This is a genomic window from Klenkia terrae (assembly GCF_037083865.1).
GTDB classification, from domain to species: Bacteria; Actinomycetota; Actinomycetes; order Mycobacteriales; family Geodermatophilaceae; genus Klenkia; species Klenkia terrae.
Genome location: NZ_JBAPLV010000002.1, coordinates 319,467 through 343,165 on the forward strand (window position 1 = coordinate 319,467; position 23,699 = coordinate 343,165).

At 74.2% G+C, this 23,699-nt stretch carries 19 protein-coding genes; 11 read left to right on the forward strand and 8 right to left on the reverse strand.

What is annotated here, in order from left to right; translation table 11 throughout:
* Entirely contained in the window at positions 1-828 is an 828-nt protein-coding gene (locus UXQ13_RS03685) for a 5-oxoprolinase subunit C family protein (RefSeq protein WP_336391824.1), read from the forward strand.
* 72 nt (positions 829-900) lie between these two features.
* Here UXQ13_RS03685 and UXQ13_RS03690 read toward each other — a convergent pair whose 3' ends face one another.
* The gene (locus UXQ13_RS03690; RefSeq protein ID WP_336391825.1) at positions 901-3,006 is read right to left on the reverse strand and encodes a catalase; all 2,106 of its coding nucleotides are present in this window, start codon (positions 3,004-3,006) and stop codon (positions 901-903) included.
* A 97-nt stretch (positions 3,007-3,103) separates the two neighbouring features.
* Complete coding sequence (locus UXQ13_RS03695; protein ID WP_336391826.1) at positions 3,104-4,609, reverse strand: FUSC family protein; 1,506 nt, start codon at positions 4,607-4,609, stop codon at positions 3,104-3,106.
* A gap of 141 nt (positions 4,610-4,750) precedes the next feature.
* Between UXQ13_RS03695 and UXQ13_RS03700 the strand changes: the two genes are divergently transcribed.
* From UXQ13_RS03700 to UXQ13_RS03715, 4 genes are all read left to right on the forward strand, one after another.
* Positions 4,751-5,335: a class I SAM-dependent methyltransferase gene (locus UXQ13_RS03700; RefSeq protein WP_336391827.1), complete on the forward strand. Its 585-nt coding sequence runs from the start codon at positions 4,751-4,753 to the stop codon at positions 5,333-5,335.
* A 180-nt stretch (positions 5,336-5,515) separates the two neighbouring features.
* Positions 5,516-6,661 (forward strand): dimethylsulfone monooxygenase SfnG, encoded by a 1,146-nt coding sequence (gene sfnG / locus UXQ13_RS03705; RefSeq protein ID WP_225232580.1) that lies wholly within the window; start codon positions 5,516-5,518, stop codon positions 6,659-6,661.
* Between the two features lie 220 nt (positions 6,662-6,881).
* A complete protein-coding gene (locus UXQ13_RS03710) occupies positions 6,882-8,501 on the forward strand; it encodes an ABC-F family ATP-binding cassette domain-containing protein (protein ID WP_336391828.1) in 1,620 nt (539 codons plus the stop codon).
* A gap of 46 nt (positions 8,502-8,547) precedes the next feature.
* Positions 8,548-9,858, forward strand: a complete 1,311-nt coding sequence (locus UXQ13_RS03715; RefSeq protein ID WP_336391829.1) for a D-arabinono-1,4-lactone oxidase — start codon at positions 8,548-8,550, stop codon at positions 9,856-9,858.
* Here the strand turns inward: UXQ13_RS03715 and UXQ13_RS03720 are convergent.
* Positions 9,816-11,678, reverse strand: a complete 1,863-nt coding sequence (locus UXQ13_RS03720) for a bifunctional sugar phosphate isomerase/epimerase/4-hydroxyphenylpyruvate dioxygenase family protein (protein WP_225232577.1) — start codon at positions 11,676-11,678, stop codon at positions 9,816-9,818. The two genes, UXQ13_RS03715 and UXQ13_RS03720, sit on opposite strands and share 43 nt — an antisense overlap.
* Entirely contained in the window at positions 11,671-12,555 is an 885-nt protein-coding gene (locus UXQ13_RS03725) for a shikimate dehydrogenase (protein ID WP_225232576.1), read from the reverse strand. The genes UXQ13_RS03720 and UXQ13_RS03725 overlap by 8 nt, the downstream gene beginning before the upstream one ends.
* 160 nt (positions 12,556-12,715) lie before the next feature.
* On the opposite strand from UXQ13_RS03725, the gene UXQ13_RS03730 reads away from it, so the two are divergent.
* A complete protein-coding gene (locus tag UXQ13_RS03730) occupies positions 12,716-13,366 on the forward strand; it encodes a TetR/AcrR family transcriptional regulator (protein WP_225232575.1) in 651 nt (216 codons plus the stop codon).
* A gap of 288 nt (positions 13,367-13,654) precedes the next feature.
* Positions 13,655-15,055 carry an MFS transporter gene (locus UXQ13_RS03735; RefSeq protein ID WP_225232574.1) on the forward strand — a complete coding sequence of 467 codons (1,401 nt, stop codon included), beginning with the start codon at positions 13,655-13,657 and terminating at the stop codon, positions 15,053-15,055.
* Positions 15,056-15,100: 45 nt separating this feature from the next.
* Here the strand turns inward: UXQ13_RS03735 and UXQ13_RS03740 are convergent, their stop codons facing one another.
* Both UXQ13_RS03740 and UXQ13_RS03745 read right to left on the reverse strand, forming a co-directional pair.
* Positions 15,101-15,970, reverse strand: coding sequence for an oxidoreductase (locus UXQ13_RS03740; RefSeq protein ID WP_225232573.1), 870 nt, complete (start codon positions 15,968-15,970; stop codon positions 15,101-15,103).
* A gap of 26 nt (positions 15,971-15,996) precedes the next feature.
* Positions 15,997-17,208, reverse strand: coding sequence for an MFS transporter (locus tag UXQ13_RS03745; RefSeq protein WP_336391830.1), 1,212 nt, complete (start codon positions 17,206-17,208; stop codon positions 15,997-15,999).
* A 390-nt stretch (positions 17,209-17,598) separates the two neighbouring features.
* On the opposite strand from UXQ13_RS03745, the gene UXQ13_RS03750 reads away from it, so the two are divergent.
* Together UXQ13_RS03750 and UXQ13_RS03755 are read left to right on the forward strand one after the other, a co-directional pair.
* Positions 17,599-18,771 carry a M23 family metallopeptidase gene (locus UXQ13_RS03750; RefSeq protein ID WP_336391831.1) on the forward strand — a complete coding sequence of 391 codons (1,173 nt, stop codon included), beginning with the start codon at positions 17,599-17,601 and terminating at the stop codon, positions 18,769-18,771.
* Between the two features lie 238 nt (positions 18,772-19,009).
* A complete protein-coding gene (locus tag UXQ13_RS03755; protein ID WP_380092185.1) occupies positions 19,010-19,963 on the forward strand; it encodes a cytochrome c oxidase assembly protein in 954 nt (317 codons plus the stop codon).
* Between the two features lie 64 nt (positions 19,964-20,027).
* Here UXQ13_RS03755 and UXQ13_RS03760 read toward each other — a convergent pair whose 3' ends face one another.
* Positions 20,028-21,536: an MFS transporter gene (locus tag UXQ13_RS03760; protein WP_336391833.1), complete on the reverse strand. Its 1,509-nt coding sequence runs from the start codon at positions 21,534-21,536 to the stop codon at positions 20,028-20,030.
* Between the two features lie 90 nt (positions 21,537-21,626).
* Here UXQ13_RS03760 and UXQ13_RS03765 point away from each other — a divergent pair, with 90 nt between their 5' ends.
* Together UXQ13_RS03765 and UXQ13_RS03770 are read left to right on the forward strand one after the other, a co-directional pair.
* Positions 21,627-22,136 (forward strand): metallophosphoesterase family protein, encoded by a 510-nt coding sequence (locus UXQ13_RS03765; RefSeq protein WP_336391834.1) that lies wholly within the window; start codon positions 21,627-21,629, stop codon positions 22,134-22,136.
* Positions 22,133-22,978 (forward strand): putative RNA methyltransferase, encoded by an 846-nt coding sequence (locus UXQ13_RS03770; protein WP_336391835.1) that lies wholly within the window; start codon positions 22,133-22,135, stop codon positions 22,976-22,978. Before UXQ13_RS03765 ends, UXQ13_RS03770 begins: the two co-directional genes overlap by 4 nt.
* Positions 22,979-23,086: 108 nt before the next feature.
* On the opposite strand, the gene UXQ13_RS03775 is transcribed toward UXQ13_RS03770, so the two are convergent.
* Positions 23,087-23,356, reverse strand: a complete 270-nt coding sequence (locus tag UXQ13_RS03775; RefSeq protein WP_225232566.1) for a GlsB/YeaQ/YmgE family stress response membrane protein — start codon at positions 23,354-23,356, stop codon at positions 23,087-23,089.
* Positions 23,357-23,699 lie beyond the last annotated feature (343 nt).

The following is a 23,699-nucleotide window of genomic DNA, read 5'->3' on the forward strand; positions in this document are numbered from 1 at the left end:
GTGCTGACGGTGCTCTCCGCGGGGCCGCTGACCACCGTGCAGGACCTCGGCCGACCGGGGCGGGCCGCCGAGGGCATCGGCCGGTCGGGTGCCTGCGACCGGACGTCGGCGGCGCTGGCCAACCGGCTGCTGGGCAACGACGCCGGTGCGGCTGTGCTGGAGGTGACCGCCGGCGGGCTCGCGGTGCGGGCCGAGACCGGGGTGTGGGTGGCGCTGACCGGCGCCCGGTGCGCGGGGACGCCGTACGGGGCGCCGACCTGGTTGCCGGCGGGTTCGACGCTCCGGCTGGGGCCGCCGACGACGGGGTTGCGCAGCTACCTGGCGGTGCGCGGCGGGATCGCCGCCGAGCCGGTGCTCGGGTCGCGGTCGACCGACCTGCTGTCCGGGCTGGGTCCGGCGCCGCTGGCGGTCGGTGACGTGCTGCCGGTCGGCACAGCGGGGGACTGGCCCGGTGTCGACCTCGCGCCGGTCGCCCAGCCGGTGCCGGGGGAGCTGGTGGCCGCCGTCCGGCCCGGGCCGCGGGCGGACTGGTTCGCCGACGAGGTGCACCGGACCCTGACGACGACCGCGTGGGAGGTCACCGGCGACAGCAACCGGGTCGGGCTGCGGCTGGCCGGGCCGGTGCTGGAGCGCCGGCGCGACGGCGAGCTGGCCAGCGAGGGCATGGTGCGGGGGGCGCTGCAGGTGCCGCCGTCCGGGCAGCCGGTGTTGTTCCTGGCCGACCACCCGGTCACCGGCGGGTACCCGGTCATCGGCTACGTCGCCGACGTCGACGTCGACCGCTGCGCCCAGCTCGCCCCCGGCCAGACCCTCCGCCTGCGCCCCTGACCCCGAGAACGGGGTTCCCGCCCTCATCCAGAGCCGGATGAGGGCGGAAACCCCGTTCTGCAGCTCAGGCGGTCAGACGGCCGGGGGGACGGCGGAGGCGGTGACCAGGTCGGCCCGCTCCCACACCCGGTGCTGGCCCATGGCGGCGACCAGGTCGGCCACCACGTCGTCGACGCCCTTGCCGGTGAACACACCGGGTCCGGACACGCCGGCCGTGGTCAGCACCTCGGCGCCGTCGCCCCAGGCTGCGAACGGCTTGAGCTGCCGCAGCGCCTCCTGGAGCAGGACGGTGGCCTTGATGTCGCCGTCCTTCGGTGCTCCGTCGGCCACGACGACGGCGTCGAACTCGATCGACCGGGCGGTCACGTTGGTCCGCTCGACCACCTGCTGGTTCTTGCCCGTGCCCAGCTTCCCGCCGCGCGGGGCCAGCACCTTGAGCTGCACGCCCTCGGCGTCCAGTGCCTCGCGGAGCGCGGCGATCCCGGCCAGGTCGGAGTCCGGCCCGGCGACGACGGCGACGAGCCGGCCGTCCAGCGGGAACGACTCACCGGTCACCTGGGCCAGTGCCGGGGACGGCGGCAGGTGCTCGGCCGGCTTCCCCTTCGGCGCCGGCAGCCCGAGGCCCTCGGCGACGAGGCTGGCCAGCTCGGTGTCGATGTTGGCGAGGACGCCGAGCACGCGCTCCTTGATCGCCTGCTCGTACACCTTGCCGAGCTCGAAGGTGTAGGCCTCGATCGTGTGCGTCTTCTCCACGTCCGACAGCGACGCGTAGAACATCGCCGGCTGGCTGAAGTGGTCCTCGAAGGACGCGGCCACCTCGCGCACGACCTGGCCCTGGACCTCCCGCGGCACGACGACGTAGCCGCCCTCGTCCCAGTCGGCGGGCTGCGGGCTCTCGCCGTCCACGGTGTTGGGGCTGTAGGGCGCCTCCCCGGTGGGGATCCCCTGCTGCATGAAGCCGTCGCGGTGGTTGTCGTTCACCGGCACCTGCGGCCGGTTGATCGGCAGCTGGGTCCAGTTGGGGCCGCCCAGGCGGGTCAGCTGGGTGTCCTGGTAGGAGAAGTTGCGGCCCTGCAGCAGCGGGTCGTTGGTGAACTCGATGCCCGGGACGACGTGGCCGGTGTTGTAGGCGACCTGCTCGGTCTCGGCGAAGTAGTTCGTGGGGTTGCCGGTCAACCGCAGCGTCCCGATGGTCTGCACCGGGACCATCTCCTCGGGCACGATCTTGGTGGAGTCGAGCAGGTCGATGCCCTCGTAGGTCTGCTCCTCGTTGTCCGGGAACACCTGGACGCCGAGCTCCCACTCCGGGTACGCCCCGGCCTCGATGGCGTCGGCGAGGTCGCGGCGGTGGAAGTCCGGGTCGGTGCCCATCGCCAGCTGCGCCTCCTCCCAGGTCAGGGAGTGCACACCCAGCTTCGGGGTCCACTTGAACTGCACCAGCACGGTCTCGCGGTCCTGGTTGACCAGCCGGAAGGAGTGGACGCCGAAGCCCTCCATCATCCGGTAGCTGCGCGGGATGCCCCGGTCGCTCATGTTCCAGAGCGTGTGGTGGGTGGCCTCGGTGTGCAGGGACACGAAGTCCCAGAACGAGTCGTGCGCCGACTGCGCCTGCGGGATCTCCCGGTTCGGGGAGGGCTTCGCGGCGTGGATCAGGTCGGGGAACTTGATGGCCTCCTGGATGAAGAAGACCGGCATGTTGTTGCCGACCAGGTCCCAGGTGCCCTCCTTCGTGTAGAACTTCGTCGCGAACCCGCGGGTGTCCCGGGCGGTGTCGGCCGAGCCGCGCGAGCCCAGCACGGTGGAGAACCGCACGAAGACCGGCGTCTCCAGACCCTTCTCCGCGAGCACGGGCGCCCGGGTGATGCTGGCCGCCGAGCCGTTGGCGGTGAACACCCCGTGCGCGCCGGCGCCGCGGGCGTGCACGGCCCGCTCCGGGATCCGCTCGTGGTCGAAGTGGCTGATCTTCTCCCGCAGGTGGAAGTCCTCGAGCAGGGTCGGCCCGCGCCGGCCGGCCTTGAGCGCGTGGTCGGTGTCCGGGATGCGCACGCCGTTGGGCGACGTGAGGTGGTCACCGCCCTGGGCCCGCGGGTCGCGGTCGCCCGCGGCGGCCTCGAAGGGGACACCCGAGGCGCTGACCTGGGCGGGGGCGGACTGGTCGGCCAAGCGGTGAGGAGGCATGGTTCTCCCTGGAGAAGGGGGACAGGGGGGACGACGACGCCGTTCTCTGGACGCGCAGCCTCACGGACCTCCCCGGCCCAGGGGGGTCCGAAACGGTTCAGCGCCCGGCGCGCACCCGGTCGGCCAGGACGCCGGCCAAGTCGTCCTCGCCGCGCGCCCGGGCGGCCAGCAGGCCCCAGCCCAGGTCGCTGGTCCACCGACCGCGGCGCAACCACCCCGCCGTCCCGGGTGCCGGGCGGAGCTCGGCGCGGGCCGCCGTCGCCACCTCGTTGAGCGTGTCCAGGGCCGCGTGCAGCGCCTGCTCGTCGCCCGTCCCGGCCACCAGCTCGGCGGTGCGGCGGCCGGCCAGCGCGACGACGCCGGGCAACCGCCGGCTGGCCGAGCGGGGGAGCAGCAGCAGGCCGGCCGCCAGCGCCAGCGCGATGCCGACCAGCGTCTCCGCCAGCCTGGTGGTGATCAGCTCGGTGCCGGTCCGGTCGGGCACGCCGACGTGCACCAGCAGCAGCGACAGCGGGGTGATGAAGGAGACGGCGAGGGTGTACTGGTGGGCGACCAGCAGCTCGACGCCCATCAGCAGCACGCCGACCACGACCACCTCGACCCCCACCGGCAGGTCGGCGGCCAGCAGCAGCGCGGCGACGCCCACGCCGACGAGGGTGCCGGTGATCCGGTGCACCGACCGGGCGCGGGTGGCCCGGGCGTCGGTGCCCAACAGGATGGCCACCGCGGTCGTCGAGGCCCAGTACGTGCTGGCCAGGCCCAGCCCGGCCGCCAGCAGCCCGGCCGCGGTGACCCCGACGGTGATCCGGGTCGAGGTGGCCACCCAGGCCGGGAAGGCGCGGGACGCGGGCGCCGGACCGGGGTCGCCCGGCGGCGCCGGGACGTCGGCCACCGGCAGCTCCTGCAGGAACCGCGCCTCCAGCTCCCGCACCCGGGGGCGCAGGGAGGCCCGCCGGCGGCTGCCCCCCGCGACGGCCGCGTCGGCGGCGCGGAGGGCCCGGGCCACCACGGCCGGCCGGACGGCGGCCGCGCCCGCGACGGCGGCCTCCGCGGCGGCGACGGCCCGGCGCTCGGGACCGGCCGGGTCCCACAGCCACGGCAGCACCACGACCACCCAGGCCAGCAGCGCCCCGGCCGCCGCGGCGGCCACGTGCCCGGCCAGCACGGTCGGCGCCGCGCCCAGCGCGCTGGCGCTGCCCCCGACGAGGACGACGCCCAGGGCGCCCGGCGGCCCGATCCGGAGGACCGCGGTGCCCGCCGCGGCGGCGCCGGCCAGCAGGCCCAGCACCACCGACAGCAGCCACGGCGTCCCGCCGGTCAGCCCGCCGAGCGCGACGGCCAGCACCAGGACCGCACCGCAGCCGGCGACGACCCGGGCCCGGCGGCGGTAGGAGAGCTGGTGGCCGTAGATCGCGGTGAGCCCGCCCAGCGCGGCGGCCGAGCCCAGGTCGGCGTGCCCGGTGGCGACGCCGAGGCCCAGCGGCACGGCCACCGAGAACGCGGCCGACACCGCCTTGCGCCCGCCGGCGGCCCACAGCGCCGCCGCCGTCGGGGGCCGCCGGCCGACCAGGTGCGGCAGAGCACGGCGGACGACGGGGGGCACCGGTCCATCCTCGGGGTCGACCCGCGGGCACCCGGCGCCGGCGACCCCGTCCAGCGGAAGCCCGCGACCGGGCTCACGTCGTCCGACGAGCCGCGCAGCGGAGCCCCCCGCCGCACAGACTCGGGGGCTACGTTCCCGCCCGTGCACGCCACCGACTGGGACGCCCGGTACGCCGACAGGCAGCAGTGGTCGGCGACGCCGAACCCCGTCGTGGCGCAGCTGTGCGCCGACCTGCCGCCGGGCCACGCCGTCGACCTGGCCGCGGGGGAGGGCCGGCACGCGCTGTGGCTGGCCGCCCGGGGTTGGCGGGTCACCGCCGTGGACTTCTCCGCCGTCGGCCTGGACCGCGGCCGCTCGACGCCCTACGGCCACGACGTCGAGTGGGCCGTCGCCGACGTGGCGGGGTGGCGGGCCGCCGAGGCGTCGCTGGACCTCGTCCTGGTGGCCTACCTGCACCTGCCCGAGGCCGAGACCGCCGCGCTGCTGACCCGCGCGGTGGGCTGGCTGCGGCCCGGCGGGCACCTGCTCGTGCTGGGCCACGACGTGGACAACGTGGCGCACGGCGTGGGCGGCCCGCAGGACCCGGCGATCCTGCACTCGGTCCACCGGCTGGCCCCGGTGGCCGCGCTGCTGGACGTCGACCGGTGCGAGCAGGTGCGCCGGGAGACCCCCGGCGGCACCGCGCTGGACACGCTCCTGTGGGGGACGCGACCCGTCTCGAGGTGAAGTCCACCAGGTCGGTGTGCTTTCCTGGCCGGGTGCCGACCCAGGAGCTGACCCGACGCCGCGTCGTGGACTTCTGCCGCGTCTCCAGCACCGCGTGCACGACCGCCCGTCCGCGCTGAGCTCCCGCTCCCGCACCGGCCCACGCACGTCTCCCCCCACCTCCGTGAGGACACCCCTGCCATGAGCGCACCCACCACCCCCGACGACGAGCTCCAGGCCTCGAAGTTCGCCTACTGGGTCCCCAACGTCAGCGGCGGCCTGGTCACCTCGACCATCGAGCAGCGCACCGACTGGGGCTACGACTACAACAAGAAGCTCGCCCAGACCGCCGAGGCGGTCGGGTTCGAGTACGCGCTGAGCCAGGTCCGCTACATGGCCAGCTACAGCGCCGCGTTCCAGCACGAGTCGGTGTCCTTCTCCCTGGCGCTGCTGCTGGCCACCGAGCGGCTCAAGGTCATCGCCGCCGTGCACCCCGGCATGTGGCAGCCCGGTGTGCTGGCCAAGCTGGGCGCCACCGCCGACCACCTGAGCAACGGCCGGTTCGCCGTCAACGTCGTCTCCGGCTGGTTCAAGGGCGAGTTCACCGCCATGGGCGAGCCGTGGCTCGAGCACGACGAGCGCTACCGCCGCAGCGAGGAGTTCATCAGCGCGCTGAAGGGCATCTGGACCGAGGACGGCTACACCCTCGGTGGCGACTTCTACCGCTTCCGCGACTTCGACCTGCAGCCCAAGCCGCTGTCCTCGCCGGGCCGGCCGCACCCCGAGGTCTTCCAGGGCGGCAACTCCACCGCGGCCCGGCAGATGGCCGGCCGGGTCTCGGACTGGTACTTCTCCAACGGCAAGGACCTGGCCGGCATCGACGAGCAGATCCGCGACGTCCGCGCCGTGGCCGACCCGCTGGGCCGCCGGGTCCGGTTCGGCCTCAACGGCTTCGTCATCGCCCGGGACACCGAGGCCGAGGCGCACGACACCCTCCGCGAGATCGTCGCGAAGGCCGACCGGCCCGCCGTCGAGGGGTTCCGGGACGCCGTCGCCCAGGCCGGCAGCTCGACCGGGGACAAGAAGGGCATGTGGGCGGACTCCTCGTTCGAGGACCTGGTCCAGTACAACGACGGCTTCAAGACCAACCTGATCGGGACGCCGGAGCAGATCGCCGAGCGGATCGTCGAGTTCCGCCGGCACGGCGTGGACCTGTTCCTCACCGGCTTCCTGCACTTCCAGGAGGAGATCGAGTACTTCGGCGCCAAGGTGCTGCCGCTGGTGCGCGAGATGGAGCAGGCCGCCGGCTTCGCGCCGACCGAGTTCCAGCCCGCCGCCTCGGTCTGACCCCGGTACGGTCCCGCCCATGATGGTCGAAGGACCTCGTCCTCCTCAGCACGAGCAAGCTCGCGCCGAGCCTCTGGACGAGGCCGGACTGTGATGGACCGGGACAAGCAACGCGTGGTGGCGGGGATCGTCGTCCTGGCGATGGTGCTCGCCGCCGGCGCGGTGGTGTTCTCGATCCTGCTGGGCTGACCCGGCCCGGGCGTCCGGGACACTGGTCGGCGTGGGATACGTCGACGTCACCGGGATCCGGTTCACCCTGCCCGACGGGCGGGTCCTGCTGGACGACGTCTCCTTCCGCGTCGGCGACGGCGCGGTCGCCGCGCTGGTGGGGGAGAACGGCGCCGGCAAGACCACCCTGCTGCGGATCATCACCGGCGACCTGACCCCCGACGCCGGGTCGGTCGCCCTGGTCGGCGGGCTGGGCGTGATGCGCCAGTTCATCGGCTCCGTCCGCGACGCCACCAGCGTGCAGCAGTTCCTGGTGGACCTGGCGCCGCCCGCCGTCCGCGACGCCTGGCACGCCGTCGAGGCCGCCGAGCTGGCGATGATGGAGGCCGACGACGAGCCCACCCAGATGGCCTACGCGAACGCGCTCGCGCACTGGGGCGACGTCGGCGGCTACGACGTCGAGGTCACCTGGGACACCGTGACCGTCGCCGCGCTCGCCGTCCCCTACGAGCAGTGCAAGTACCGCGAGCTGCAGACGCTGTCGGGCGGGGAGCAGAAGCGGCTGGCGCTGGAGTGCCTGCTCCGCGGACCCGACCAGGTGCTGCTGCTCGACGAGCCGGACAACTACCTCGACGTCCCCGGCAAGCGCTGGCTGGAGGCCCGGCTGGCCGAGACCCGCAAGACCGTGCTGTTCGTCAGCCACGACCGCGAGCTGCTGGACACCGTCGCCACCCGGGTGGTCACCGTCGAGGGCGGGACGGCGTGGGTGCACGGCGGCAACTGGCAGAGCTACCCGGCTGCTCGCGAGGCCCGGCACGAGCGGATGGCCGAGCTGCGGCTGCGCTGGGAGGAGGAGCACCAGCGGCTGGTCGACCTCACCCGCACGATGCAGCAGCAGGCGGCGAACTCCCCGGACATGGCCAACCGGTACCACGCGATGCAGACCCGGCTGGCCAAGTTCGAGGCCGCCGGCCCGCCGCCGGAGCGCCCGCCGCAGCAGGAGGTGGCGATGCGCCTGAAGGGTGGCCGCACCGGCATCCGGGTGCTGGTGGCCGCCGACCTGGAGCTGACCGGGCTGATGAAGCCCTTCGACGTCGAGCTGGACTACGGCGACCGGGTCGCGGTGCTGGGCTCCAACGGCGCCGGCAAGTCGCACTTCCTGCGGCTGCTGGCCGGTCAGGACGTCGACCACACCGGCACCTGGAAGCTCGGCGCCCGCGTCGTCCCCGGGTTCTTCGCCCAGACCCACGCGCACCCGGAGTGGATGGAGCGCACGCTCACCGACCTGCTCTGGCACGGCGAGGCCGGCCGACCCGGGATCGACCGGGGCCGGGCGATGGCCGTGCTGCGCCGGTACGGGCTGGCCCCGGCCGGGGACTCGCTGTTCCGGTCGCTGTCGGGTGGTCAGCAGGCCCGGTTCCAGGTGCTGCTCCTGGAGCTGTCCGGCGCGACCCTGCTGCTGCTCGACGAGCCCACGGACAACCTGGACGTGCTGAGCGCGGAGTCCCTGGAGCAGGCGCTGGCCGCCTTCGACGGCACCGTCGTCGCGGTCACCCACGACCGCTGGTTCGCCCGCTCCTTCGACCGCTTCCTGGTCTTCGGCTCCGACGGCCGGGTCCGCGAGACCCCGGAGCCGGTCTTCGACGAGGCGCGGGTGCAACGCGCCCGGTGACCGGCGTGCTTGACCCGCCGGACGCCGCCGGGCAGCGTCCACGCGCATGAGGTGGCGGAACTGGGCGGGCAACCAGCGGGCCGACGGCATCGACGTCCGGCGGCCGCGCACCACCGGTGAGATCGCCACGGTGCTGCACGAGGCCTCGGTCGCCGGTCGCCGGGTGCGGCCGATCGGCAGCGGGCACTCGTTCTCCGGCATCGGCCGGCCCGAGCAGGTGCAGCTGGTGCTGGACCGGCACGCCGACCTCGTCGACCTGACCGCCGACGGCCTGGTGACCGTGCAGGCCGGGATGCCGCTGCACCGGCTCAACGCGGTGCTCGCCCGGGAGGGCTGGGCGCTGACCAACCTCGGCGACATCGACCGGCAGACCGTGGCGGGGGCGCTGTCCACCGGCACCCACGGCACCGGCGCGCGGTTCGGCGGGCTGGCCACCCAGGTGCGCGCCCTGCAGCTGGTGACCGCCGACGGCGCGGTCCTGGACTGCTCGGCCACCCTCGAGCCCGAGGTGTTCGCCGCGGCGCGGGTCGGCCTGGGGGCGCTCGGGGTGCTGGCGACGGTCACGCTGCAGGCCGAGCCGGCCTTCGCGCTGCAGATGGACGAGCGGCCGATGCCGCTGGCGGAGGTCCTGGAGGACCTGGACGAGTTCATGACCTCGACCGACCACGTCGAGTTCCACTGGTTCCCGCACACCGACATGTGCCTGGCCAAGCGCAACACCCGGGTGCCGGTCTTGGCCGGCCTCGCGCCGCTGCCCCGCCGGCAGGTGCTGTGGGAGGACGAGGTGCTGGCCAACGGCGCGTACTCCGCGCTGATCGCCGCCGGCCGCGCCGTCCCCGCGCTGGTGCCGCCGCTGGCCCGGTTCGCCTCCACCGCTCTGAGCCCCCGGACGGCGACCGACCTGTCCCACCGGGTCTTCGTCTCCACCCGCCGGTTCCGGTTCCGGGAGATGGAGCAGGCCGTGCCGCGCGAGTCGGTGGCCGACCTGCTCCGGGAGCTGGCCCGGCTGACCGCGGCGCGCGGCTGGCGGCTGCCGATCCCGACCGAGGTCCGCTACGCCGCTGCCGACGACGTCCCGCTGTCCACCGCGTCGGGCCGGGACACCGCCTACGTGGCGGTCCACGTGCCGGCCCGCAGCGACCCGACCGACTACTTCGGCACCTTCGCCGCGCTGGCCGGGGAGGTCGGCGGTCGCCCGCACTGGGGCAAGGAGCACGATCTGGACGCCGCGGTGCTGGCGCAGCGCTACCCCCGGTTCGACGAGTTCGTCGCCGTCCGGGACCGCCTGGACCCCGCCGGCGTGCTCGGCAACGCCTACCTGGACCGCGTGCTGGGAGCCGCTGCCCGGGTCTCCTGACGGGCCCGCCGGTGGGCGGCCATCCGGACCGGGCTGTTGACCGCGCCGTACCCGTCGTAGCCAGCCAGCCGCTGCACCACCTCGAAGAACACCCGGCCGCCCAGCACCTCGGTGTAGAGGTGCAGGAAGGCGCCGTCGGCGTCGGCGTCGTAGAGCAGGCCGTGCTCGCGCAGGTCGGCCAGCAGGGCCGGGTCGAGGTCCAGGCGGGCGTCGAGGTCGTCGTGGTAGTTCGCCGGCACCGCCAGCAGCGGCGCCCCGGCCGCGCGCAGCGCGCGGGCCGTGCCCACGGCGTCGTCGGTGGCGAAGGCGACGTGCTGGGGGTCGGGCACCCCCGGCGCCCAGCCGCCGCCGCGGCGCAGCAGCGACACGGACAGCGCCAGCCGGACGCCGCGGTCGGGGGTGGTGACCCCGCGGGATCGGACCAGGCCGAACGGCGCGGCGACCTCGGACCCGCTGCCGGCGTCCAGGCCGAGGACGGAGTCGTAGAACAGCCCGGCCTCGTCGTAGGCGTCGAAGGGCTGGGTGAGCCCCACGTGGTCGGTCCGGGTCAGCCCGGCGCCGGCGGAGGTCTCCCCGGTGGGCAGGAAGTCCGCCGGCCACCCGTCGGGCCCGGTCCGCGCGAAGAACACCTGGGTGCCGTCCGGGGCGGCCACCGCGGACAGCTCGGCCTCGGCGTTCCCCCGTGTTCGCGGCAGCACCGGCGCCAGCAGCGCCTCGGCCCGGGCGGCCGAGCCCGTCGGGTCCACCGACTCCACGGCCAGCGCGACCACCGCGGCCTCGCCGTCGGCGGGGCGGGCGGCACCGGCGTTCAGCAGCACCCGCGCGCTGCCCTGCTCCCACAGCTGCACCGGCTTGGACCGGTGCTGCCCGGTGTGGGCGAACCCCAGCCGGCCCAGCACGTCGGCCACCACCGGCCCGGAGGAACCGTCGACGGCGAGCTCGGTGAACGCGTGCCCGGTCAGGGCCGGGGCGGGGGGCAGCACCAGCGGGTCGACCGGCAGCGCGGCCTCCAGGGCCAGCAGCGACCGCATCGCGTCCACCGCCGTCCGGGCCGGGTCGGACTGCCGGAAGACGTCGTTGAAGACCTCCAGCGACAGCGGCCCGGCGTACCCGGCGGCCAGCACGGAGCCGAGGAAGGCGGGCAGGTCGAAGGCGCCCTGGCCGGGGAAGAGCCGGTGGTGCCGCGACCACTGCAGGACGTCCATCGACAGCTGCGGGGCGTCGGCCAGCTGCAGGAAGAACAGCTTGTCCCCGGGGACGGCGGTGAAGCCGGCCGGGTCGCCGCCGCGCGAGAGCACGTGGAAGGAGTCCAGGCACAGTCCCAGCGCCGGGTGGTCGGCGGCGCGGACGAGGTCCCAGCTGTGGTCCCAGGTGGACACGTGGGTGCCCCAGGCCAGCGCCTCGTAGGCGATCCGGAGCCCGCGCTCGCCGGCCAGCTCGGCGGCCGCGTGCAGCTGGGCGGCCAGCTCGTCGTCGTCGGTGACCGCGTCGGGCGCCACGGCCGAGCAGACCAGCACGGTGTCCACGCCGAGGGCGGCCATGACGTCGAACTTCGCCCGCGCCCGGCGCCGGTTGCGGGCGACGGTGGCCGGGTCGGTGGAGTCCAGGTCGCGGAAGGGCTGGTACAGGTCGATCGCCAGCCCCAGGTCGGCGCAGCGGGCGGCCAGCTCGGCCGGTGACCACGGCGAGGCCACCAGGTCGGGCTCGAACACCTCGATGCCGTCGAACCCGGCGCCGGCCGCGGCGACCAGCTTGTCCTCCAGCGTCCCGGACAGGCAGACGGTGGCCACCGCCCGCCGCCGGGTCGACCGGTCAGCCAACGGGGGAGCCCGCGGGGTCCACCAGCGCGGCGAAGTGCGCCAGCATCCGGTCGGCGTCGGGCTCGAGCCCGGTGAACAGGCGGAAGGAGTCCACGGCCTGGAAGACCGCCATGCCGCCGCCGTCGAGCACCCGGCAGCCCCGCTCGCGCGCGGTGGTGACCAGCTCGGTGGCCAGCGGGCGGTAGACGATGTCGGCCACCCACAGGTCGGGCCGCAGCAGGTCCGCCGGCACCGGCGAACCGGGGTGGGCGGCCATGCCGGTCGGGGTGGCGTGCACCAGGCCGTCGGCCGCGGCCACCGCCGTCCCGAGGCCGGTCAGGTCCCCGCCCCCGGCGCGGCCGGCGCCGAAGCGGCCGGTCAGCGCGCGGGCCAGCTCGGTGGCCCGGGCGGCGTCGACGTCCAGCACGGTCAGCCGGTCGGTGCCCAGCGTGAGCAGGGCGTGCGCGACCGCGGCCCCCGCGCCGCCGGCCCCCAGCAGGACGACCCGGTCCATCGCCGCGTCGGGCAGGCCGCGGTCGACGTTGCGGGCGAAGCCGGACCAGTCGGTGTTGTGGCCGACGGCCCGGCCGTCGGCGAGCACCACCGTGTTCACCGCGCCCAGGGCGGCGGCGTCGGGGGAGAGCTCGTCGAGGTGCTCGAGGACCAGCTGCTTGCACGGGTGGGTCACGTTCAGCCCGTCGTAGCCCGCCAGCTGCGCGGCCCGGACCAGCTCGCCGACCTCCTCGGGGGCCTTGCCCAGGACGTCGAGGTCCAGCCGGCGGTAGACGTACCGCAGGCCGAGCGCGTCGGCCTCGGCCTCGTGCAGCTGCGGGGACAGCGAGGGCCCGATGCCCGAGCCGATCAGCCCGACGACGGTGCCGGGACGGGCTGGGCTCACGGGCGACCTCCGTATGTACCAACTGGTGAGTTGCTGCACCCCAGGACACCACACCGTGACGCCGGGCACCACCCCTCCCGGGGGATCGGCCCGCGGCGCCTGCACACCCGGCCCTAGGCTCGGGACGCCGCCACCCGGGCGGACCAGCGAGGAGGACGGCGTGTCAGCCCAGCCGACCGGCACCCCGCCCGAGCGCACCCGGGACGCCGAGCGGACCCGGGCCGAGATCCTGACCGTCGCCACCGAGGAGTTCGCGCACTCGGGGTACGCCGGCGCCCGGGTCGACGTCATCGCGGCCAAGACCAGCACCACCAAGCGGATGATCTACTACTACTTCGGCGGCAAGGAGCAGCTCTACGTCGCCGCCCTCGAGGCCGCCTACACCCGGATCCGCGGGCTGGAGCAGCAGCTCGACGTCGAGCACCTCGACCCGGTCGAGGCGATCCGCGAGCTCGCCGGCCTCACGTTCGACCACCACGAGGCGCACCCGGACTTCATCCGCCTGGTCAGCATCGAGAACATCCACCACGGCGAGCACATCGCCGGCTCCGCGGTGCTGTCGAACCTGGCGAACCCGGCCCTCGACGTGCTCGGGGCGATCCTGGACCGCGGCCGGGCCGACGGCGTCTTCCGGGCCGACGCCGACGCCCTGGACGTCCACCAGGTGATCAGCAGCTTCTGCATCTTCCGGACGGCGAACCAGCACACCTTCGGCGCGCTCTTCGGCCGCGACATGCTCGCCCCCGGGCTGCGGGACCGCCAGCGCGCGCTGCTCGGCGACCTGGTGCTCGGGTATCTGTGCTCATCGTGATCCTGCGGATCACACCGCGGCCAAGGGCCGTGCCCGGCCGGCGCTGAGCCGTTGGTGGTCCCTCCTCGGGGAGGGGCGCTCGTGCCTCGCGACCCTCCCGTCGTCGGGACGCCGGCTGCCGGCCGTCCCCGGCCGACGTCGCCGTCCTGCCCGGGGTGGTCGCGACCCGCTGGACCCCGTGTCCCCTTGACAGGGTGATCGGGGCCACCTCATCCTCTGGTTCGTACTAACCAGTTGGTACATAAGCCCGATCCAGGCACCGACGCCATAGATCCAGGAGCCCTGCGCATGACTGCGACCCCGAGCCCCCCGGCCGCCCCGCCCGTGAAGCGGACACCCGTGAAGGCCGCGCTCAGCGGCTGGCTGGGCAGTGCGCTGGAGTACTACGACTTCTTCATCTACGCCCAGGCCGCCGCGCTGGTCTTCCCGACGGTGTTCTTCCCGGCCGACGACCCGCAGGTCGCCGTCGTCGCCTCGCTGGCCACCTTCGGGGTCGGCTACGTGGCCCGGCCGATCGGCGCCTTCGTCCTCGGCCACTGGGGTGACACCCACGGGCGCAAGAACATGCTCGTGCTCTGCATGCTGATGATGGGCATCTCGACCTTCCTGGTCGCCGTGCTGCCCACCTACGGCCAGGTCGGCGTGCTCGCCCCGGCGCTGCTGGTGCTCATGCGGCTGATCCAGGGCTTCGCCGTGGGCGGCGAGATCGCCGGTGCCAGCACGATGACGATGGAGCACGCGCCGTTCGGCAAGCGCGGCTTCTACACCAGCTTCACCCTGCAGGGCGTCCAGGGCGGGCAGCTGCTGGCGGCGGCGATCTTCCTGCCGCTGGCCGCCGTCCTGCCCGAGGACGACTTCCAGAGCTGGGGCTGGCGCATCCCGTTCCTGCTCAGCTCCGTGGTGATCGTGGTGGGCCTGGTCGTGCGTCGGAAGGTCGAGGAGACCCCGGCGTTCCAGGAGAAGGCCGCCACCGGCGAGGTGCCGAAGGCCCCCATCGTGCAGGTGGTCCAGGAGAACGGTCTGGACATGCTGCGGGTGGTCGTCATGGCCCTGATGAACGCGGTGCCGTTGACCGCCACCGTCTTCGGGGCCACCTACGCGACCAGCGAGGCCTACGGCGTGGGCTTCTCGACCGCGACCTACCTCTGGATCTCGGTGGTCGGCAACCTGGTCGCCATGGTGCTCATCCCGTTCGTCGGGAACCTCTCGGACCGGATCGGCCGGCGCCCCTGCATCATCGTCGGCTCGCTCGGCTCGACCGCCATGGCCTACGCCTACCTGTACGCGATCAGCATCGACAACGTGTTGCTGGCGTTCGTGTTCGCCCTGGTCATGTGGGGGTCGGTCTACCAGGGCTACAACGCGGTGTTCCCGAGCTTCTACCAGGAGCTCTTCCCGACCCGGACCCGCGTGACCGGCTTCGCGGTGAGCCAGAACATCGGCACGATGATCACCGCGTTCCTGCCGTCGTTGTTCGCGGCGATCGCCCCGCCCGGGTCCAACGTGCCCCTGATCGTCGGCAGCATCGTGTTCGGGATCGGCATCGCGGTCGCCGTCGCCGCGTGGTCGGCGCGGGAGACCCACCGGGTGGCCCTGGACGACCTGGGCAGGTCCGACGCCGTCCCGCTGGACAAGGCCGAGTTCGAGCGCCTGCGCAACCAGCGGGAGTCCGTCGCCGAGACGGTCTGAGAACCGTCCCGCCCCCCGGTGCGGGCCGGGGGGCGGGACGTGGTGTCAGGGGCCGCCGATGGCGTCCAGCTCGGCCAGCTCGGCCGGGCCGAGCACCCGCGCGGCGGACTCCAGGTTGGACTCCAGGTGGGCCACCGACGAGGTGCCCGGGATGAGCAGGATGTTGGGCGAGCGGGCCAGCAGCCAGGCCAGTGCGACCTCCATCGGCGTGGTCTCCAGCGTCCGGGCCACCGACTCCAGCGCCTTGCTCTGCAGCGGGGAGAACCCGCCCAGCGGGAAGAACGGCACGTAGGCCACGCCCTCACGGGCCAGCGCGTCGATCATCGCGTCGTCGTCCCGGTGCACCAGGTTGTAGTGGTTCTGCACGCAGACGACCGGGGCGATCGACTGCGCCTCGGCCAGCATCGAGGTGCTCACGTTGCTGATCCCGATGTGCCGGACCAGGCCCTCGGACTGCAGCGCGGCCATGGTCTCCATCGGCTCGACGACCGAGCGCTCCACGGGCTCCGCGAAGCCGGGCATCCGCAGGTTCACCACGTCCAGGGCGTCGAGCCCGAGGTGGTCGAGGTTGTCGTGCACCGCCTGCCGCAGCTCGTCGGCGCCCAGCGCCTCGGGCCACTCGCCCTCCGGCGTCCGGCGCGCGCCGATCTTGGTCACCAGGGTCAGCTGCTCCGGGTAGGGGTGCAGCGCCTCGCGGATGATCTCGTTGGTCACGTGCGGGCCGTAGTAGTCGCTGGTGTCGATGTGGTCCACACCGAGCTCGACCGCCCGGCGGAGCACCGCCACGGCGGCCTCCCGGTCGGCCGGCGGACCCATCACGTGCGGTCCGGCCAGCTGCATGGCGCCGTAGCCCATGCGCTGCACGGTGCGGTCGCCGAGGGCGAACTGCCCGGCGCGGTCTGCCGTCGTCGTCATGGCTCCGGTGTACCCCGCGGGGCGGGTCAGCGCACGGTGGCGGTGACCCGCTCCCAGGTGTCGACGTCGGCGACGACCGGGTCCGGCGTCCGGGCGTCGACGTGCTCGGTGCGCAGCGCGACCAGGCAGACCGCCGTCCCGGCCAGCGCGAGCGCCGCGCCGACCCAGATCGGGGCGGTGTAGCCCAGCCCGGCCGACAGCACCCCGGCGCCCAGGGCCGCGCCCAGGGCGTTGGCCACGTTGAACGCGCCCTGGTTGGCGGCGGACACCAGCGAGCCCCCGCGCACCCGGGCCGCCTCGATCACCTTGTTCTGCACGACCGGGCCGGCCGCGAACGCCACGGTGCCGAACAGCACCAGCAGGACGACGGCGGCCGCCGGGGTCCGGGCGGTCAGCGCGAACCCGACCAGCAGGACGGCGCTGACCAGCAGCCCGACCACGACGAACCGCAGGCCGTACCGGTCGCCCAGCCGGCCGCCGGCCAGCGTGCCGATCGTCGTGCCGATGCCGAACAGCGCCAGGACCGGGGTCACCCAGCCCTCGGTGAGCCCGCCGAGCTCGGTGAGGATGGGGGAGACGTAGGAGTAGACGGCGAACAGCGCGGCGAAGCCGATCATGGTCACGCCCAGCACCATCCAGACCTGCCGGCGGCCGAAGGCCCGCAGCTCGCTGCGCAGGTCGGTCCGCTCCCCGCTGACCGCCGGCATCCAGGCCGCCAGCCCGGCGATGGTGACCAGACCGATCACCGCGCACGCCGCCAGCACCAGCCGCCAGCTGGTCTGCTGGGCCACGAACGTGCCCAGCGGGACGCCGATGACGTTGGCCAGGGTCAGCCCGACCATCATCAGCGAGATGGCCTGGGTGGCCTTGTCCCGCGGCACGAGCCGGCGCGCGGCGACCGCGCCGCCGCCGAAGAAGGAGCCGTGCGCGAGCGCGGTGAGGACCCGGGCGCCGACCAGCGTGCCGTAGGTCGGGGCGAGCGCCGAGAGGGCGTTGCCGACGACGAAGACGACCATCAGCCCGATCAGGGTCTGCTTGGGCGTGAACCGCACGCCCAGCGCCGTGAGCGTCGGCGCACCGAGGACGACACCGACCGCGTAGGCGCTGATCAGCAGCCCGACGGCGGAGACGGACACCCCGAGACCGTCCGCGATCTCGGGCAGCATGCCCATGACGACGAACTCGGTGGTGCCGATGCCGAAGGCACCGATGGACAGGGCGAGCAGGGCGCGGGGCACAACAGTCCTCTGCGACGGAGACGAGGGGCTTCCCCCAGCCAAGGCCATCGGACCCCCGGAGCCATCCTGGCCCGGCCATGAGACCGGTCACGTCCAGGAGCGATCAGATCGAAACGGTTCCGTTCCTGACGGAAGCGCACAGACACCCGCGAGCACAGCTACCCGACGGTGCGTGCCGTCGAGTTCACCGTGCGTAGGGCTGCCCACCGGTGCGGCGTCACCCGGGGCGCTGTGCATTCGACACGTCACGCAGGGTCGTCAGTTGGCAGGTCTGGTGGTGACGTATCCCACGAAATGGCCCGAATGTGACCTGGAGCCTGGTCACGGCCAGGTCACGGCATGTTTACATGGGCCCCGCCCACCCCCCGTAACGCAACGAGAGCCAGGTGCATGAAGCCGCAACACCCGGAACACCCCCTGGTCACCGACGGGGACCGACAGCTCGGTGGGGCGCTGTCGCTGGACACCCGCAATCCCTCGACCGGGGAGTGGAACGCCATCGTCGGCGTCTGGGCCGACGAGTACGGCTCCGGCTCCGCCGTCCCGCTCGCCCCCGTCGCCTGCCCCGTGCCGGCCGTGGTCGCCGCCACCGGTGAGGACGTCGTCCGCGAGGTGGCCCGCCGGGCCGGTCGCGAGCTCGACGCCGACCTGGACCCCGCCGCCGGCACCGTCGCCCGCGAGGACGCCGTCGACGGCGACCTCGTGCTGGCCGACGAGCCCCGCGAGGACGTCGAGGTGTCCGCCGCCGAGATCATCGCCGCCATCGCCGAGGGCCGCGTCCCCCGTGGCCGGCACCGCCAGCCCAAGACTTCCCGCTCCGCGCCGTCGGGCCCGGCGCGCATGCGCAAGCCGACCCTCTACCTGGCCGCGGCGCTGGTGGGGGCGACCGGCGTGGGGCTGCTGACCACCACCGGCGACCCGCAGGCCCAGGCCGACCAGGCGGTCACCGCCAGCGAGGCCACCGCCGCCGAGGTGGTCAGCGTGGCCGACGCCCTGGGGCTGGCCGCCGCGCCCGACGCCAGCGTCGCCGAGACCGACGCGGTGACCCAGCTGCAGCAGATGGCCGCCAGCCGCGCCCAGCGCGAGACCGAGCAGGAGGCCGCGGCCGCGACCCAGGCCGCCGCCGACCAGGCCGCCGTGGACGCCGCGGCGGAGGCTGCGCGCCCCCAGGCCGTGATGCCGATCAACGGCGCCCGGCTGACCAGTTCCTTCGGCTACCGCTGGGGGACCATGCACGCCGGCCTCGACCTCGCTGCGCCCATGCTGACCCCCGAGTACGCCGCCATGGACGGGGTGGTCATCAAGGCCGGCGAGGCCAGCGGTTTCGGTCAGGCCGTGTACATCCAGCACGAGAACGGTGACGTGACCGTCTACGGCCACATGGAGACGATCCTCGTGACGGAGGGCCAGGTCGTACAGGCCGGCGACACGATCGCGCTGGTGGGCAGCCGCGGCCAGTCCACGGGTCCGCACCTGCACTTCGAGGTGCACGCCGGTGGCATCGACGGCGAGCGGATCGACCCGGTGCAGTGGCTGGCGGAGCGGGGCGTCACGGTCCCCTGAGCCGGCAGCCCTCGTCCGGGCCCCGTGGTGCGGCCTCCACCGGGACGCCCCGACCGCCGGCGCCCCGGTAGCGCCTCCTCGGGCTGCTCCGGGCCGCGCGGGCTGCCGGTGGTGACGGCGGTGACGGTGCCCGCTGTGGTGGTCCGGCGTCGGTCTCCCGATCCGCCGACCGTGGAGCACGCCGGCCCGCACCGGGGCAGTGCGACGCAGTCGGGCCACCGGGTGCACCATGGAGCACGTGCTCGACCACTCCGACATGTGGATGCCCACCGATCCGCCGACCTGGGCACGGCTGTTCACCCCGCGCCTGGACGGTTGGTCCTGGATCGCCGTGCTGAGCCTGCTGGTCCTGGTGGCCTACCTGGTGGGCCTGGTCCGACTGCGACGTGCCGGCGTCCGGTGGGCGTGGTGGAGGACGTCGTCGTTCACCGCCGGTGCTGTCTCCCTGTTCGCGGTGACCGGTACGGAGCTGCACGGCTACTCGATGGTGCTGTTCAGCGTGCACATGGCCCAGCACATGGTGCTGTCGATGGTGTCGCCGCTGCTGCTGCTGCTCGGCTCCCCGGTCACGATGGCGCTGCGGGCGCTGCCCCGGGGCCGGGGTGCGGCCGGGGCGCCCCGGGCACTCCTGCTGGAGGTGCTGCACAGCCGGGTGGCCCGCTTCCTGTCCCACCCCGGGTTCACGATCCCGCTGTTCATCGCCAGCCTCTACGGCGTCTACTTCACCCCGGTCTTCGACGACCTCATGGCCGACCCGCTGGGCCACCAGGTGATGCTGGCGCACTTCCTGGTCACCGGGCTGCTGTTCTTCGGCCCGATCCTGGGCGCCGACCCGTGGCCGCGCACCGTCGGACACGCCGGCCGGATGCTCGAGCTGCTGCTCCCCATGCCGTTCCACGCGTTCTTCGGCGTCGCGATCATGATGGCCGGCAGCCTGGTCGTGGACACGTTCTCGATGCCGCCGGCCGGGTGGGGCGTGGACCCGCTGGCCGACCAGAACACCGCCGGGGCGATCGCCTGGTCCTTCGGCGAGCTGCCGACCGTGCTCGTGCTGGCGGTCGTCTTCTTCCAGTGGGCCGGGTCGGAGAACCGCCGCAACCGGACCCGCGACCGCACGATCGACCGGGTCGGCAACGCCGAGCTCGACGCCTACAACGCCCGGCTGCGGGCGATGGCGGCCGCCGACGGCTGAGCTGCCCGCAGACGCACGACGGCCCGGCACCCGCGAGGGGAGCCGGGCCGTCGTGCGTGCGGGGTCAGCCGGCGTGCACGGCCATCTCGGCCGGCAGGTCGTCCTTGCCGGCCTTGATCAGGACGGCCGAGGAGATCGCGGCCACCAGCAGCAGCGCGGCGCCCCAGGTGAACGCGGTCGTGTAGCCCTCGACCTGGGCCACCAGCGGCGCGGTCGGGTCCTCCGGCGTCGGCGGCCGCTCGCTCAGCGAGTTCGTGATCGCGGTGACCGAGAAGGTCGCCAGCAGCGCGGTGCCGATGGAGGCACCGACCTGCTGCACGGCCTGCAGCACGGCGCTGGCCGCACCGGCGTCGTGCTCGCCCACCCCGACCAGGGCCAGGTTCGACAGCGGCACGAAGGTGAAGCCCAGCCCCAGGCCCAGCAGCACCTGGCCGGGCAGTGCTACCTGCCAGAACGGGGTGTCCAGGCCGAGGAAGGACAGCGTGAACAGCCCGGCCGCGGCGAAGACACCGCCGGCGACCATCAGCGGCTTGGGCCCCACGCGGGGGACCAGCTGGCTCGCGGTGCCCGCGGCCACGAGCACGCCGCCGGTGACGGGCAGGGAGGCGAACCCGGCGCTGACCGGGGTGTAGCCCAGCACCTGCTGGAAGTACAGGCTGAGGAAGAAGAACGAGCCGATCAGCCCGGCGCCGACCAGCGTGGCGGTGAGGTAGGCGCCGCCGCGGTTGCGGTCGAGCACCAGGCGCATCGGCAGCAGCGGGTTGCGCACCCGGAACTCGACGACGACGAAGGCCACCACCAGCACGACGCCGATCCCGATGAACGTCAGGGCCGGGCCGTCGGACCACGGGCTGCCGCCGTCGGAGGCCTGCGCGGCCTCGGCGACCTTGGTGAACCCGTAGACCAGCGAGGCCAGGCCGACGGTGATCAGCACGGCACCGGGGACGTCGTACTTCGTCTCGCCGGAGGCCTTGCTCTCCGGCACGATCCGCCAGGCGGCGACGACGGCGAGGACGGCGATCGGCACGTTCACCCAGAAGCACCAGCGCCAGTCGGCGTACTCGGTCAGCACCCCGCCCAGCAGCAGGCCGACGGCGGAGCCACCGCCGGCGATCGCGCCGTAGACGGCGAAGGCCTTGGCCCGCTCGGCGGCGTCGGTGAACAGCACGGTGATCAGGGCCAGGGACGCCGGGCCGAGGAGGGCGCCGAAGGTGCCCTGCAGGGCGCGCGCGGCGAACAGCAGCGCCTCGTTGGTGGCCAGGCCACCCAGGGCGGAGGCCAGCGCGAAGCCGACGGCGCCGACCAGGTAGGTGCGCTTGCGGCCCCAGAAGTCGGCGATGCGTCCGCCCAGGAGCAGGAAGCCGCCGAAGGTCAGGGTGTAGGCGGTGACGATCCACTGCTGGTTCGCCTCGCTGATGCCCAGGTCGACGGAGACGGCGGGCAGCGCGATGTTCACGATGGTCGCGTCCAGCACGATCATCAGGACGGTCACGGCGATGACGGCGAGGGCCAGCCAGCGCTGCGGGTAGGGGTGGTCGTCGACCGCGGTGCGGTCGTGGGCGGGGTCGGTCACTGGGGTCTCCGAGGTGTCGGGGGAGCGGGAGCCACGGTGCGGACGACGTCGGCCGACGGCTGGACGGTAGTGCCCTGCCACGATGGGCGCGTGCCCGTTTCCCTGCTGCTGCTGGCGGACACGCACGTCCCGAAGCGGGCCCGCGACCTCCCGCATTCCCTCTGGGCCGAGATCGACGCGGCCGACGTCGTCGTGCACGCCGGCGACTGGGTGGACGTCGCCCTGCTCGACCAGCTGGAGCAGCGTGCCCGGCGGCTGGTCGGGGTGCACGGCAACAACGACCACGGCGAGCTGCGCGAGCGGTTGCCGGAGGTCGCCCGGGTCGAGCTCGACGGCGTCCGGATCGCGGTGGTGCACGAGACCGGCGACGCGAAGGGCCGGGAGGAGCGCTGCTCGGCCCGCTACCCGGACGTCGACGTGCTGGTCTTCGGGCACAGCCACATCCCGTGGGACACCACGACGACGAGCGGGCTGCGGCTGCTCAACCCCGGGTCGCCCACCGATCGCCGGCGGCAGCCGTCCTGCACCTACCTGACCGCGGTCGCCGACGCCGGGCAGCTGCGCGACGTCGAGCTGCACCGCCTCCCGGCCCGCGGGTGAGCCCGCCGCTGCCGCCCGCCGCCGTCGCGGTGCTGGCCTGCCCGGTGTGCGGTGCCGGGTTCGCCGTCGTCCCCACCGGACTGCGGTGCACGGCGGGGCACGCCTTCGACCGGGCCCGGCAGGGCCACGTCACCCTGCTCCCGCCCTCGGGCAGCCCGCACGACGGGGACTCCGCGCAGATGGTGGCCGACCGGGTGGAGTTCCTGGCCGCCGGCCACTACGCCGGGGTGACCGCCGCGCTGGCCGCGGCGGTGCTCGCCGACGGTCCGCCGCGGAGCGTGCTGGACCTGGGCGCGGGCACCGGGGCGCACCTGGCCGGGGTGCTGGACCGGGCGCCGGACGCGGTCGGGATCGGCCTGGACGTCTCGCGGTACGCCGCGCGCCGGGCGGCCCGCGCCCACCCGCGCGCGCTGGCCGTGGTGGCCGACACCTGGGCCGGGGTGCCCGTCCAGGACGCCTCGGTCGACCGGGTGCTGGTCGTCTTCGCCCCGCGCAACGGTCCCGAGACCGCCCGTGTGCTGCGCCCGGACGGCCGGCTGGTCGTCGTCACCCCGGCCGCGGACCACCTGGGGGAGCTGGTCGGGCCGCTCGGGCTGCTGGCGGTCGACCCGGACAAGGCCGGGCGGCTGGCCGGCAGCCTGGAGCCGCAGCTGGCCAGGACCGCCGTCCGGACCCACCGGGAGGAGCTCGAGCTGGACCGCGCCGCGGTGCGGGTGCTCGTGGGCATGGGCCCGCACGCCCGGCACCTGGGCGCCGGGCAGCTGGACGCGGCGCTGTCCGCGTTGCCCGAACCGGTGCGGGTCACCGTCGCCGTGGACATCGGGATCTACCGCCCGTCGTGAGCCGGGTACACGAACGGGGGCCCGGTCTGTGGGACCGGGCCCCCGTCGGAGGTCCTGCAGTCGCGCCCGGGATCCGGGGCGACGGGGGCGGCGCTCAGCCGCCCCGGGTCAGCGCCGGACGCTCTTGCGGCCGGTGACGGCCACGTACACGCCGAGCACGATGATCGCGCCGACGATGGAGCCGATCCAGCCGGCGGTGCCCAGCTCGAAGCCGTTGCCGCTGATCAGGCTGCCGAGCAGGTTGCCGACCAGCGAGCCGATGATGCCCAGCACGATGGTGGCGACGATCGAGAGCTTCTGCGAGCCGGGGATGACGGCCCGGGCGATGAAGCCGGCGACCAGACCGATGACGAGCAGGACGATGATGTTCCAGAGCATGAGGACCTCCAGGTGGTGACGGGGTGGCGCTGCGCCGGTCTCTCCCGGCGTCAGTGGAGATGTGTCCACGCTGAGACCTGCCGAAACCTGGGGTAGGTCACGTTCTGGTCATCGCCGGCCGGGCTGTTTGGCAACTACTGCCCGCACAAATCAGATTTCCTGCCGCATAGCTGTCCTCTCGGCCCAGCATTGTGGAACGGCTCCAGATCGGCCGCCGGACGCGCGGCGGGGCGCCCCCGGTCCGCCGCACGGGCGCCTGCGCCACCGACTACTCTCGCCTCCGTGACGATCGCCCCCGCTCCGATCGTGAGCCGTCCCAGTCCGGTGCACGTGGCCGAGAAGG

What these genes read in the sequence shown, in the direction of transcription:
- sfnG (WP_225232580.1), top strand. Translation starts at nt 5,516, where the DNA reads ATGAGCGCACCCACCACCCCCGACGACGAGCTCCAGGCCTCGAAGTTC.
- UXQ13_RS03715 (WP_336391829.1), top strand. Translation starts at nt 8,548, where the DNA reads ATGAGGTGGCGGAACTGGGCGGGCAACCAGCGGGCCGACGGCATCGAC.
- UXQ13_RS03740 (WP_225232573.1), bottom strand. Translation starts at nt 15,970, where the DNA reads ATGACGACGACGGCAGACCGCGCCGGGCAGTTCGCCCTCGGCGACCGC.
- UXQ13_RS03750 (WP_336391831.1), top strand. Translation starts at nt 17,599, where the DNA reads ATGAAGCCGCAACACCCGGAACACCCCCTGGTCACCGACGGGGACCGA.
- UXQ13_RS03735 (WP_225232574.1), top strand. Translation starts at nt 13,655, where the DNA reads ATGACTGCGACCCCGAGCCCCCCGGCCGCCCCGCCCGTGAAGCGGACA.
- UXQ13_RS03690 (WP_336391825.1), bottom strand. Translation starts at nt 3,006, where the DNA reads ATGCCTCCTCACCGCTTGGCCGACCAGTCCGCCCCCGCCCAGGTCAGC.
- UXQ13_RS03775 (WP_225232566.1), bottom strand. Translation starts at nt 23,356, where the DNA reads ATGCTCTGGAACATCATCGTCCTGCTCGTCATCGGTCTGGTCGCCGGC.